At 74.0% G+C, this 13612-nt stretch carries 8 protein-coding genes; 1 reads left to right on the top strand and 7 read right to left on the bottom strand.

The window, feature by feature from the left end; translation table 11 throughout:
* Positions 1-88: 88 nt before the first annotated feature.
* Positions 89-1495, bottom strand: coding sequence for a HAMP domain-containing sensor histidine kinase (locus J2S46_RS06795; protein WP_191294814.1), 1407 nt, complete (start codon positions 1493-1495; stop codon positions 89-91).
* Positions 1492-2193 (bottom strand): response regulator transcription factor, encoded by a 702-nt coding sequence (locus tag J2S46_RS06800; protein WP_191294815.1) that lies wholly within the window; start codon positions 2191-2193, stop codon positions 1492-1494. Before J2S46_RS06800 ends, J2S46_RS06795 begins: the two co-directional genes overlap by 4 nt.
* A gap of 423 nt (positions 2194-2616) precedes the next feature.
* Here J2S46_RS06800 and J2S46_RS06805 point away from each other — a divergent pair, with 423 nt between their 5' ends.
* A complete protein-coding gene (locus tag J2S46_RS06805) occupies positions 2617-5553 on the top strand; it encodes an ATP-binding protein (RefSeq protein ID WP_307349079.1) in 2937 nt (978 codons plus the stop codon).
* Between the two features lie 87 nt (positions 5554-5640).
* Here J2S46_RS06805 and J2S46_RS06810 read toward each other — a convergent pair whose 3' ends face one another.
* The 5 genes from J2S46_RS06810 to J2S46_RS06830 form a co-directional block, all read right to left on the bottom strand.
* Positions 5641-6609 (bottom strand): alpha/beta fold hydrolase, encoded by a 969-nt coding sequence (locus J2S46_RS06810; protein ID WP_191290904.1) that lies wholly within the window; start codon positions 6607-6609, stop codon positions 5641-5643.
* Between the two features lie 148 nt (positions 6610-6757).
* Positions 6758-9637, bottom strand: coding sequence for a polysaccharide lyase family 8 super-sandwich domain-containing protein (locus J2S46_RS06815; RefSeq protein ID WP_229912850.1), 2880 nt, complete (start codon positions 9635-9637; stop codon positions 6758-6760).
* Between the two features lie 414 nt (positions 9638-10051).
* Positions 10052-10204 carry a hypothetical protein gene (locus J2S46_RS06820; protein WP_191290902.1) on the bottom strand — a complete coding sequence of 51 codons (153 nt, stop codon included), beginning with the start codon at positions 10202-10204 and terminating at the stop codon, positions 10052-10054.
* A 129-nt stretch (positions 10205-10333) separates the two neighbouring features.
* A complete protein-coding gene (locus J2S46_RS06825) occupies positions 10334-11239 on the bottom strand; it encodes a SigB/SigF/SigG family RNA polymerase sigma factor (RefSeq protein ID WP_191290901.1) in 906 nt (301 codons plus the stop codon).
* Positions 11240-11498: 259 nt separating this feature from the next.
* A complete protein-coding gene (locus tag J2S46_RS06830) occupies positions 11499-13094 on the bottom strand; it encodes a M4 family metallopeptidase (RefSeq protein WP_191290900.1) in 1596 nt (531 codons plus the stop codon).
* Positions 13095-13612 lie beyond the last annotated feature (518 nt).

Below are 13612 nucleotides of genomic sequence, written 5' to 3' on the forward strand. Positions count from 1 at the left end.
CGAGCACTGAGCGCCGTGTCTGCCGGGCGGGTAGCCGCCCGGCAGACACGGCGCTTCCGCATGTCCGGCCGGCGGGACGCGGTGAGGGTCACGGAGATGGTGGCCCGTGCCGGTCGGACGAGCGCCACCGCACGCCGGTCCCCGGCTCCCGGTCGGTGCGGAAGCCGAGCGTGAGAGTGACGCGAGTCCCTCCCGGGGCGCCGCGAGCGATGTCCAGCCGGCCCCCCGTGGCCTGGGCGGCCCGGGCCACGATGTCCAGGCCCAGCCCGGTGGATCCGAGGCCGGCGCCGCGGTGGCCGGGGCCCGCGGCCCCGGGCATGCCCGGCCCGGCGTCCTCGACGACGAGTTCGACGCTCCGGCCGACGCGGCGGACGGTGATCGCGTACGGCGTGCCGGGCGGCGTGTGGCGGAAGACGTTGCCCACCAGGGCGTCCACGACGGCGACGAGTTCCTCGGCGCCGAGCTCGACCGGTGTGGCCTCGGCGGTGATCTCCGCCGAACAGCGGCGTCCGTCCATCTGGGCGAGGACGGCCCAGAAGCCCGCACGGCCGCGGACCACCCCGCCGAGATGCGTGGCCGGCACCGGCCGTCCCTCGGCATGGTGACCGGCCGACGCGCCGGAGAACGTGGTGCCGGCGAAGGCGCGCCCGGCGGCCCCGGTCGCCAAGGGGGCACGAGCCGTCATGATGATCGAGTCGAGTTCGTGCTCCAGCCGGCCGACGGCCGCGGTGATCCGCTCGGCACCCGCTGTGGATGCCGATTTGTCGACGGCGAGTTGCAGGGCGGTCAGCGGTGTACGGAGCCGGTGCGAGAGGTGGGCGACGAGTTCACGCTCGGTGGCCAGGAGTTCGACCACACGGTCCGCCATCGCGTTGAAGGCCTGCCCGGCGGCCTGGAGTTCGAGCGGTCCCGTCGCATCGACCCGGTAGCCGAGGTCACCGGCGCCCAGCGCACGGGAGGCCCGCGACAGGCTGCGGGAGGAGCGGACGACCTGGGCGCCGAGGCGATCGGCCAGCAGCACCGAACCACCGACGAGGCCGACGGCCAGCAGGACCATCACAGTGATCGGGAACACGACCCCGCGCCGCTGCTCGGCACACGGAACGAAGGCTTCGACGACCGCCACCCCACCGTGCGGCAGGGTGACGGGTTGGAGGTAGAGCCGGCCGCCGGGGAGGTCCCGGGCGACGAACTCGCGGGCCTCCGAGGCGTGCCGCACCAGCGCCGCGGGCGAACGGGTGGCCCCGGCCGTCTGGCCGTCGGGCAGATGGACACCGAGGGTGTCGGCATGGTGGAGGGCGGAGACGGCCCGGCCGAGGTCGGAGACGCTGGTGGTCAGGGCGAGTACGGGGGTGAGCGCTGCGGCGCGGTCCTCGGCCGCGGCGATGCTCTGGGCACGCGCCTGGCGGACCACCAGCACACTCAGTGGCAGCAGGAAACTGAGGACGACCACCGAGGTGACGGCAAGGGCCGCCCCCGCCAGGCACCGTCTCACCGGGGATCCACCAACTTGATCCCCACCCCGCGCACCGTCAGCAGGTAGTGCGGGAGGGCGCCACGCTCGCCGAGCTTGCGGCGCAGGGCGCAGAGGTGCACGTCGATGGTCTGGTCGTCGATGTAGGGCTCGCGCCAGACCTCGGCCAGGATCCTCCGCTTGGAGACGACCTGGCCCGCGTACCGGGCGAGGAACGACAGCAGGTCGAACTCCCTCCTGGTCAGTTGCAGTTCCCGCTCGCCGAGGAAGGCCGTGCGGGCCGGCCGGTCGATCCGCAGATCACCGACCACCACCGGGCCCGCGGTCGCGGAATCCGGCGCGGCCATCGACCCGGACGCCTCCGACCGCCGCAGCACCGCTCCGAGCCGTGCCGCCAGCAGTCCCCCGGAGAAGGGTTTGACGAGGTAGTCGTCGGCGCCGGCGTTGAGGAGGCCGATGATCTCCTCGTCCTCGTCGCAGGCGGTGGCGACGAGGACCGGCACCTGGGAGATGCCCCGGATCATGCGCAGCGCGTCGCCGCCGTCGATGTCCGGCAACCGTAGATCGAGAACCACTGCGTCCAGCCCGCCCCGGGTCACCTCGCGCAATGCGCTGAAACCGTCCCCCACGCTTCGCACGGCATGTCCGTGGGAGGTCAGAATCTCGATGAGGGACGCTCGTATGCTGGCGTCGTCTTCGACGACAAGGATACTCGCCATGGGGGATACCGTAGCGGATCCGTTCTTCCTCGGTATTTCCTGTTTCGGCTGCCGGATGCACGGTCACTTCGCGGGTGCTCCGACAGGCGTCCGATTCGCCGAGGAAGCCACCGCCGCGCATCGGATCGATTCCGGGCCGGCGCCCTTTCCGACTTCCACCGCCTCGCCGCAGGCGGATTGCCACCATGAAATCCCCTCGTCGAGTGGATTTATTCGATCAGTGAATACGCCCAGCGGCTTCGAGCCGGCCTGGCAGCTCCGCAGGCGGCGCGTCGAGGAGTTCCGCCGGCTGCTGGAAGGGGCCGCGGACACCGGCGGCCGGAGCGCGGGGTGGGCGGCAGCCTTGATTGCCGAGGGGTGGTGCCGGGGCTACGTTGGCAGCAGGGGTGTGAGGAGGCCCGGCGGGTCTCGTGGAGGTCGGCTGTGGTGGTGGACCGTGGTCCCGAGGGCGTCGGTACGGGGCGTGGGTTCGCGCTGGTCGGGCGTCGCCGGGAGCTGGATCTGCTGCTTGCGGCGCTGGATGTCCCGCCGGCGGTGGTGCTGGTGGAGGGCGAGGCGGGTGTGGGCAAGTCGCGTCTGGTGCAGGAGGCCACCGCGGCGTTGACCGGCCGCGGGGTGCGGGTGGTGACCGGCTTGTGCCATCCGCTGCGGGAGCCGTTGCCGTTCGGTCCGGTGCTGGACGCGCTGCGCGGGACCGCCGACTGGCTGCCGCCGCCCGAGGGGCTCAACCCGCAGGCGGGGGCGCTGGCCCCGCTGCTGCCCGCCCTCGCTGCACACCTTCCGCCGCCGCCGGCGCTGCTCCCGCCCGAGGACGCCCGGGCCGGACGCTTCCAGCTCATGGGGGCCGCACGTTCCCTCCTCGACGCCATCGGCAATCCGGTGCTGGTGATGGAGGACCTGCACTGGGCGGACGAGGCCACCCGCGAGCTGCTCCTGCTGCTGGCCCGGGACCTGCCCAACCGGCTCGGGCTGGTGCTGACCTACCGGCGCGAGGACCTGCCCGCCGGCACCCCCGTCCTCGGTGCCCCCTACCGGCGACCGCCGGGGACGGGCGGCGCGGAGATCCACCTCGACACCCTCACCGAGGACGACGTCCAGGACCTGGCCGCCGCCGTCCTCGGCCCCCGCGCCAGCACCGCCCTGGGCCGCACCCTCTTCGAACGCAGCGCCGGCCTGCCGCTCGTCGTCGAGGAGGACCTGCTCACCCTCACCGACCGCACCCACCACAACCAGCCACGCACCGGCCGAAGGCGCCATGCCGTCGGACAGTCGGGCGCGGGGCCGGCGGACGACGTCTCGGCCCTGGCGGAAGCCGCCGTCCCCCGGGGCCTGCGCGAGGCGGTCACCGCCCGGATGTCGACCCTGTCGGAGCCCGCCGCCGCCATGGTGGAGGCCGCCGCCGTCCTCGCCGTCCCCGCGAGCCAGCACCTGCTCACCGAGGTCACCGGCCTCGACCCCCGCAAGGCCGGCCCCGCCCTCACCGAGGCCCTGCAGGCCGCCGTCCTGCGCGAGAGCGCCCCCGGCCACTACGGCTTCCGCCACGCCCTCGCCCAACAGGCCGTCTACCAGGACATCCCCGGCCCCCACCGGCACGACCTCCACCAACGCGCCGTCCGCATCCTGTGGACGACACCGTCCCCGCCCCTGGTCCAGATCGCCCACCACACCCGCGCCCTCGGCGACACCGCCGCCTGGCTGCGCCAGGCCGAGGCCGCCGCCGACCAGGCCACCGCGCTGGGCGACGAAGGCACCGCCACCACCCTCCTGCACGACATCCTCGCCCAACCCCGCCTGGAACCCGACCTGCGCACCCGCTCCGCCCTCACCCTCTCCCGCATCGCCGTCCACGCCGTCGACCACACCACCAGCGCCACCGCCCTGCGCCGCATCCTCACCGACCCCCAACTACCCACCGCCGCCCGCGGCGAGATCCGCCTCACCCTCGGCCTCCTCATGGTCAACCAGGCCCGGGACTCCTCCGGCGAACGCGAACTGGAACGGGCCGTCGAGGAGCTGGCGACCCGCCCCGAACTCGCCGCCCGCGCCATGGTCGCCCTGGCCCTGGACGATCAGAAGCCACCGCAGGACGCGCAGGCCTGGCTGGAGCGCGCCGAGGAGGCCGTCCGGGACAGCCCCGACCGCGCCGCGCACGCCGCCGTCCACGCGACCCGCCTCAGCCTGATGGCCACCGCCGGGGACCACGACGTGTGGGACCTCGTCGACCGGCTTCCCCGGGACGACCCCGAACCCGAAGTCCTGCGCCAGACCGCCCGCGCCCTCCACAACGTCGCCGACGCCGCCCTCGGCACCGGGTACGACACCCGGGCCGCGGCCCTGCTCCACGAGAGCCTGGACCTCGCCCGACGACTGGGCACCCTGGTCGTCGTGGAATGCCTGGGTGCCATCAACCTCCTGCGGGTGGACTGGCTGGCCGGCCGCTGGGACCGACTGGAGGCCGACCACGCCGCCCTGGTGGCCCGGTACCCGGACATGGCCAGCGCATCCTGCGACGCACACCTGACCTCCGGATACCTGGCCGCCGCCCGCGGGCACTGGACCCGCGCCCTCGACCAGCTCGGCCGGGCCGCCCGGATCGCGGAGGCGGCCACCGAGGCGGACTGGAAGCTGCGGGTCGCGGCGGGCATCATCCAGGTCCAGCTCGCCCGTGACCAGGCACAGGACGCCTGGACCATCGCTGCCCCGGCACTGCAGGACCTGCGCACCGCCGCCTGCTGGCCGGTGGCCAGCGACCTGGTGCCCGTCGCCCTTCAGGCCGCACTCGCCACCGGCCACCAGCAGGACGCCCGCGACCTCGTCACCGAAGCCGAACACGCCCTCGAAGGTGCCGACGCACCCGCCGCGCACGCCGAGACGCACCTCGCCCGCGGCCTGCTCCTCCAGCACGACGGCGACACCGCCGGCGCCGCCGACCACTTCGACCGCGCCCGCCGCGCCCTCACCGCCATCGGCCGCCCCTACGACGCCGCCCGCGCTCTCGAACACCACGCCCGCGCCCTCGCCCCCACCGACCCCCACACCGCAGCCGACCACCTCACCGCCGCCAACACGACCTTCACCGCCCTCGGCGCCACCGCCGACGCCGCCCGCTGCCAACAAGCCCTGCGCGAACTCGGCCTGAACCGCCCCACCCCCCGCGGCCGCCGCAGCTACGGCGAACACCTCTCCCCCCGCGAAACCCAGGTCGCCCGACTCCTCGCCACCGGCGCCACCAACAACGACATCGCCCAGGCCCTCGCCATCTCACCCCGCACCGTCGAACAACACGTCGCCAACACCCTCAGGAAACTCCGCACCACCCGCGACGAGATCATCACCACGGGCAGCGCCGAGCATTCCTGACGGTCCGCCATGCATGTCGGGCCGAACCCGTTCCGCCGCCGATCCGCACGGCCGGGCCCGGCCTGGCCCGGCCCGGAGGCCGCCCGGTCAGAGACCGGCCAGGAAGTCGATCAGCGCCTCGGAGACCTCCTTGGGCCGCTCCTGCTGGGTCCAGTGACCGCAGCCGGGCAGCAGGCGGACCTCGCGCAGTCCCGGTACGTGGCCCGACAGCCCGGACAGGCTCTCCCGGGCCTGGGGATTGGCGACCACGAGGTCCTTGTCGCCCACGATCAGCAGAGCCGGCGGCTGGATCTTCGCGTCGTGCCAGGGCGCGGTCAGCTCCCAGTTGCGGTCCAGGTTGCGGTACCAGTGCAGCGGCCGGCGGAACCCGTTCTCCTTGAACTCCGCCACCAGGAAGGCGATGTCGGCCTCGGTGAGCCAGTCGGGCAGTTCCTCGGGATCGCGGAAGACGTCCAGGAACCCGCCGCCCTCGGGCACCATCGGCAGCCCGTGCGCGGCCAGCACCGGGGCTCCCGCGAGCAGCCGCCGGAAGGTGGTGTCCAGGTCCCGGCCCAGCTCCGCCTCCGGTACGCCCTGCTGCTGGAAGTACATCATGTAGTAGGAGAGGTAGGCCGGGTCGCCCAGTTGACCGCGCAGCGTCCGCGACAGCCCGGCCCGCCCGCGCGGGTACGGCGGCACGGAGAGCCCGACCACCCCGCGGACCAGGTCCGGACGGAACAGCGCGGTGTGCCAGGCCACCGGCGCGCCCCAGTCGTGCCCGACCACCACCGCCCGGTCCGCGCCCAGCGCCCCGATCAGGCCGGCGACGTCGCCGGCCAGGTGCAGGACGCTGTACTGGTCCACCTCGTCCGGGCCGCCCGTCCGCCCGTACCCGCGCTGGTCCGGCGCCACCGCGTGGTAGCCGGCCTCGGCCAGCGCCACCAGCTGGTGCCGCCAGGAGTACCAGCTCTCCGGGAAGCCGTGCAGCAGCAGGACCAGCGGCCCGCTGCCCGCCTCGGCGACATGCATCCGCAGTCCGCTCGCCGACTCGACGTAGCGGTGCGAAATCTCGGTCATTGACGCTCCCTCACCCGGTCGGTCCGGGACCGCCACCCTGCCCGACGGTCTCCGGCCCCCAGTGTCGGGGGCGGCGACGGTACTCGGTCAAGAGGGCACCGGCGGCAACGGGCCATCCGGCCGCCGGCGCCGGCCCGCCCCCGTACGGTCAGGAGCTGATCACCTCCAGGAAGGGCTGGTGGGCCGAGTTCTCCCGGCTGTTGAGGTTGACGGCCAGGCCCACCGCGCCGAGCGGCTGCCACACCGCGAGGGTCAGCTCGCCGCCGGCCGCGGCCACCGCGTCGGTGACGTCCAGGCCGACCCAGTCCGCGGTGTCGGAGATCCTGCCGGAGCCGAGCGCGGCGCCCAGCGACGGCGAGCGGTTCCAGGTGACCGCGGTCTCCGTCCAGGCCTCCCCGCCGGTGGCGAAGGCCTGCAGCGAGGTCTGGGTGCCGCCGGAGTCGGCCACCGCCCCGTACGTCCACAGCACCGCCCGGCGGACGGTCCCCGGGACGGCCGAGGTGTCGAAGCCGAGCAGCGCCCGCCGGCCGAAGCCGCTCCCGGCGGTGTTCGTGTTCTTCACCGTGAGGCCCGTCGCCGTACCGTAGTTGGTGTCGCCGTAGGTGCCGTCCCGCAGGTAGCTGTCCCGGGTGGGGGCGAGGGCCGAGGCGACGGCGGCGGTGGGCGTGCCGCTCCTGCGCAGCGTGACGGTACGCCCGGCACCCTGCGCGCCGCCGACCTCCACCAGCAGCCGCACCGCCCCGTCCACCGACAGAACGGTGACGCCCGGACCGGCCTGCGCCTCCAGGTAGCCGGCGCGGGCGACGGTGACGGTGACGGTCGCCGACGCCCGCGACGGGTCGCAGACCGTGATCGCCAGCTCGCTGGCGGACTCCCGCAGCAGCACCGAGGCGGGCGCCGACACCGTGACCGGCCCGGCCGTCCCGGCGGCGAAGAAATTGGCGGCCGTCACCCCCGAGGCACTGTCCGAAATCGCCTGGGCCGAAGCGGTGTTGGCCAGCACGGCTACGGTGGGCGCGGCCGCCCGGGCAGCCGCGGCCGCCGCGTCGGCGCCCGGCATCAGCAGGTACGAGTAGGCCGCGCCGGCCGGATCCGTCCCGTGGTCGAGCCAGACGGTCAGGTAGCGGCGGGTCAGCGCCTGCGTGCTCCCGTTGACGTTGATGTCGTGCCAGCTGCCGGTCCGCTCCTGGCGGGCGGCGTTCACCGTCGCACCGCCGGGGAAGACGTACCCGCCGAAGCCGGCGATCGCCAGCGACCGCACCCCGGCCAGCCGCCCGGACCAGCCGAGGGCGTCCGGCTGGCGGACCCCGTCCACCGTGAGGGCGTGCGTACCGGCGGCGCCCAGATTGCGGTTGTCGACGACGGTCTCCACCGGCACGCCGTCCGCGCAGCTGATGCCCGCACCCAGGCAGACCACCGAATCGTCCAGCAGGAACCAGGACTTGCGGCCGCTCAGGGTGGAGGAGAGCCCGCGGACGTCCTGACCGACCGCCGCGTAACCGCCGTCGGTGGCGCCGCCCGCCCAGACGGCGGCCGGCCGCGCGGCGCCCCAGGCGCCGCCCGCGGCGTCGGCCAGCGGCGTGCGCGAGACCGTGGTGCCGGGCAGCCGGTACGGGTCCACCGTCGGCCAGAAGGCGTCCGAGTACTGGCCGTTGCCGTAGTCGGCGCCCCACCAGGCCAGCAGGCCGTTGTTGGTGTGCCAGCCGCGGAGGTTCTCCCCGTTGCCGGTCTCGTAGAAGGTGGTGCGGGCCGAACAGAGGCTCAGCGAGGCGGCCCAGCCCGGCCGCCGCACCACCGCGCGGTCCATCGCGAACACCCGGGCGCCCACCGGTTCACCGCCCGCCGTCACCGAACCGTCGGCCAGCAGCTTGTGTGCGCGGGCGAGTTCGGGCAGGTCGACGGCGGCGTTCGTCAGGTAGGGGCGGTAGCGGTCGCGGGTGATCCAGCCCTTCACGGCGGCCCGCCAGCCGGCGGACTGGGCGGCGGGAGCTGCACCGGAGTCGGCGAGCCGCAGGATGTGGCCGATGATCGTGTGGCCGCGCCCGTGGTCGTCCTGCTGGAGCTGCAGCAGGTCCGCGCTCTGCAGGCCACGGCTGGGGGCGCGGCCCGACACCGAGTCCATCACCAGGCCGTTGTACAGGAACGGCGCGTAGGCGGCGCCGACCGAGTCGAAGACGGTCTGCCGCTGGGGATCACTGATCTGCCAGGGGGACCCGGCGAGCAGGGCGAAGAGCTTGCTCAGCCCGCCGAGCATCACCTCGCCGTACGAGCCGGTGTACGGGACCCAGGTGTGCTGCACGAACGAGCCGTCCGGGTAGAGGCCGTCACCGCTGCGCACGTACGGGAAGACCGGGGAGAGGGCGCCGGCAGCGGTGGCGAGCCTGGCGGAACTCCTGCCCAGCACCCCGCGCAGGGCGAGCACCCGGCACAGGTCGACCCGGTTGGCGCCGGTGCTGGTGCCCGTGTAGGAGGCGACCCTCGCATCCGGCACCTGCCGGTCGACGGAGGCGAGTTGCCCGCTCAGCCCGGCGGCGGTGAGCACCTCGTACGCCAGCACGCAGGTGTCCAGGAGCGCCTGCGGCGCGCCGATCTGCCAGTCCCACCAGTTGCCGTAGGCGGTGGCGGTGGGAGTGTAGGCACCCGCCTGGAGGTGGTCGAGGCCGGCGGCGATCGCCGCGCCGAGGCCTGCGTCCCCGGTGAGCCCGGTACCGGGCTGCGCCCAGGCCAGCGCCATCGTCCGCAGCCGGACGTAGCTGCCGGTGATGTTGGCCGAGACGCTGCCCAGCGGCAGGTCCGGCCAGAGCGATCCGGCGGCGGGCGCCATGGTGGCGTACACCGCACCGGCCCGGCCGCCGAGGCCGCGCAGGGCGGTGGCGTAGGGTTCGGCGGCCGGGTCGAAGCCGGTCCCGGTCAGCAGGTCGCGCCAGCGCAGCCGGAGGACGTCGTAGGCGTCGGCGGCGGCCCGGGCGGGCCGGGCGGAGAGCAGCAGCGGGCCCGCGACGGCCGATCCGGCGGCTATCCGGAGCACCCCTCGGCGGGACGGGCCGGACGGCGGGACGGACGGCGGGTCGGGCGGGGTTGCCGAGCTGGGGGCTGCGGGGATGTGCGGGTCGGCGCTGATGGGGGGCCTCCTGGCCGAAGCATCCGGACGGTGGGCCACGTCGCGCAGGGAGGGATGCGCGCGGCGGCGCCCGGCCGGAGTCGCTCCGGTCCGGGAGAGGCTGACGGTAAGCGCTTTCCTAAGGGGCGTCAACGGTTTGCGCAGACCCGATGGACCACCGGTGCACCGGAACGCCCCGCACAGCGGCAGGCGGGGGCGGACGGCGAAGGGAACAGCTGCCCGAGCACAACGGACAGCGGAGGGCGGACAGTCGAGGGCGGACGGCGGACGGGACGCCCGGCAGGCTGTCGCGCCACCGGACGTCCCGTCGGTCACCGCTGCTCAGGCGTGCTTGGCCGGCCCTCGGCGCCGGTCGGCCACCGGCTTCGACGGGTGACCCTCCGCCCGGTGCCGGGCGGCGGACGCGTTCAGGCTGCCCCAGGCGAGTATCACGGCCAGCAGCAACGGGGCGAGCATCAGGATCAGGATTCCCATGGGGTGCTTCCTCCTACGCTCGGCGGATCTTGGAACGACCTCCTACCCGCTCACGCCGGGGCGAACCCGGCCGGGCGCCGGGCGGCCGGCGAAGCACGGCCGCACCGTGCCCGACGCGCGGTCAGTCGGTCAGTCCTCGGTGAGCAGGCCGGCGCGCAGGTGCCCCAGGATCCGGATCAGGATCCGCGAGACGTGCATCTGCGACAGCCCGAGCCGCTCGCCGATCTGCGCCTGGGTCAGCTCCGCACCGAACCGCAGCGCGAGCACCGTCCGGTCGCGCTCCGGGAGCGCCGCCACCAGCGGCTTGAGGGACTCCAGGTGCACGGTCGCCTCGAAGCCCTTCTCCTCCACGGCGAACCGGTCCGCCAGCGTGCCGCCGCCGTCGTCCCCGTCGGCCGGCGCGTCCAGCGACCGCGGGCAGTGGGCGTTGGACGCCTTCTGCCCCTCCACGATCTCCCGCTCCGGCAGGTCGAGGTACGCGGCGAGTTCGGCCACGGTGGGCGTCCGGTCCGAGCGCTGCTCCAGCACGTCGCCGGCCTTGGCCAGGGCCAGCCTGAGCTCCTGCAGCCGGCGGGGGACGTGCACCATCCACCCGGTGTCGCGGAAGAACCGCTTGAGCTCCCCGCGGATCGTCGGCAGGGCGAAGGTCGGGAACTCCACACCGGCGGCCGGGTCGAACCCGTCGATGGCCTTGATCAGGCCCACCGTCCCCGCCTGGACGATGTCCTCCATCGGTTCGCCGCGCCCGCGGTAGCGCGCGGCCGCGAACCGGACGAGGGTCAGGTTCAGCTCGACCAGCGTCCCGCGCACGTAGGAGTACTCGCGGGTGCCCGGCTCCAGCCGGCCGAGCCGGACGAAGAGCTCCTTGGACAGGGCCCGCGCGTCGGCCGGCCCGACCGCCCCGAGGTCCTCGCCCGGCCGGACCGCCGTGAACGACGGCTCCGGCAGAACGGCCGGACCGCCGGCGGACCGGTCCGGGGAGGGCGCCGCGGGGCCCCCACCGGGAAGTGGGGTCACGTCTCGCAGAGCCGGCATGAGGTTTCCTTCCGCTGGTCGGGCCTGAGGATGTCTTCCGACCCTTCGTACCCACGCACCCGCGCCGGACGCAAACCCGATGCCCGGAATGTCCCGTTTTCATGGCCCTTCGCCATGACATGTCCCACATCTGCGGGAGCACCGCCGGACGCCCTCGGCGTCGATCCCCCACCGGGACCCGCCGGGGTGCGCGACGCCGCCCGGGGCGCGGACGGGCCCCGGACGGCGAGCGGTGCGGTGCGGTGCGGTGCAGAAGGGGTCAGCTGACGCTGACCGCGCTCCAGGCCGCGGCGACCGCGTTGTACTCGGCGCTGCCCGCGCCGTACAGGTCCTTCGCGGCGCTCAGCGAGGCGACCCGCGCGCCCTTGTAGTTGGTGGTGGACGTCATGTAGACGGTCAGCGCGCGGTACCAGATCTTGGCGACCTTGTCGTTGCCGATGCCGGTCACCGTGGAGCCGTTGCAGGTCGGGCTGTTGTAGGCGACGCCCTTGACCGTCTTGGCACCGCTGCCCTCACTGGCCAGGTAGAACCAGTGGTTGCCCACGCCCGAGGAGTTGTGCACGTCGAGCTGGGCGACCTTCTTGCTCCAGCAGTCGGCGGAGGCACCGTCCAGCGAGGGCTTGTCCATCCGGCGCAGCCACGGCGGCGTGGACTGGTCGCTGAACAGGTAGTCCGGGGTGTCGACGGCGTTGTCGGCGTACCACTCGACCATGGTCCCGAAGATGTCGCTGGTGGCCTCGTTGAGCCCGCCGGACTCACCGCTGTAGCGGAGGTTGGCGGTCGCGCTGGTGACGCCGTGGGTCATCTCGTGACCCATGGTGTCGAGGTCGACCTGCTCGGGGTCGGTCACCCCGTCGCCGTCGCCGGTCATCATGCAGAAGCAGGCGTCGGACCACTGGGCGTTGTCCCACTTCGTCCCGACGTGCACGAAGACGGTGGCGCCCTTGCCGTCGTTCTTGATGCCGCTGCGGCCGAAGGTGCTCTTGTAGTAGTCGTAGGTCCAGGCCGTGTTCGCGTGGGCGTCCACGGCGGCGGTGGCCCGGTCGGTGGAGAACTTCTTGCCGTCGCCCCAGACGTTGTCGGCGTCGGTGAACAGCACGCCCGAGGTGGCCGTGATGGAGCCGGCGGAGGCGTTGCGGGCGTCCCGGGTGCTGTGCCCGCGGACGGTGTCGACCAGGGCGTAGCCGCCCGTCTGGGCCTTGGTCTCGATGCTGACGGTGCCGGTGTACTCGGACTTGCCGGTGCCGGTGGCCTCCTGGTCGGCGTCGTACGCCTCGATCTGGTCGCCGGTGGTGGCGTCGGTGACGACGATCCGGCTCGCGGGCTGGCCGTGGTCGCCGACGCCCGCGACGGTGGTCCGCCAGGCGAGCCGGGGCGTGCCGTCGGCGGCCCAGACGACCAGTTCGGGGCTGCTGGTGGCGGCCGAGATGCCCGGCGCCTGCCCGAGCGCGCGACCCGCCGTGGCCTCGGCGGGGACGGCCGGGACGGTGGACTTCACGGCGGCGTCGTGCGCGGCCGCCCGGGAGGAGTCCTTCAGCCGGCCCTTGGCGTCCTGATGGACCACCAGGTCGCCGCCGACGACGGGAAGCCCGCGGTAGGTGCGGTCGAAGCGGACGTGCTGGCTGCCGTCCGGGTCGATGATGACGTCCTTGACCTGGAGGTCCTGGTCGGCGCCGAAGCCGAACACCGGGGCGTTGTGGGTGACGTTGGCCCTGGCGTGGGCGATCGCCGTGTCGCGGGTGGTGACGGCGGCGGCCGATCCGGTCTGGACGGTCGCGGCGAGAAGTGCCGCGGTGGCGGCGACCGCTATCGCTGCGGGTAGGGTGCGACGGCGGCGCGCGGAGATGGGGCTCACGCTGACTCCTGTGGGGGTAGCTGCAGGGATTGAGCTGCCCAGAGTTTGACGATGAGCAGACAATCGGCGCTATGCACCGGCGCGAAGCTTGACCAATTCGTAGCCAAAAACGATCAGATTCGGTCATGGCACCGGCCCCCGAGCCCGGCTGACGCACCGCCTCCCCCTCCTCCGGGCCCTCACCTGCCCCGGGAGTCGTCCACTCCGGCGGGCAGCGGGCAGCCGGCGGCGGGCGGCGGAACCGAGGGTGCCAGGCCCGTACGGAAACCGGGTCAGCACCCCTGCCCGGAGGTCACCGTGGGGGGGTCGACCGGGTCAGGGGTCGAGGAATCCCGCCGTGCCGGGTCCTCCGTGCGAGCGAACCGGCCGGGCCGGGCCGGGAACGAGGCCGAGGACAAGGCCGGCCGGCCGGGCAGGTCCGGGCCCGACCCCTGGCCCGACGGCCCGGGCGGGAGGATCCTGCCGACGGTTCCGTACGAGGAGGCGGCGGCATCGGCCTCGCCCGGAACTCCTGGTTG

Source organism: Kitasatospora herbaricolor, from assembly GCF_030813695.1.
GTDB lineage: Bacteria > Actinomycetota > Actinomycetes > Streptomycetales > Streptomycetaceae > Kitasatospora > Kitasatospora herbaricolor.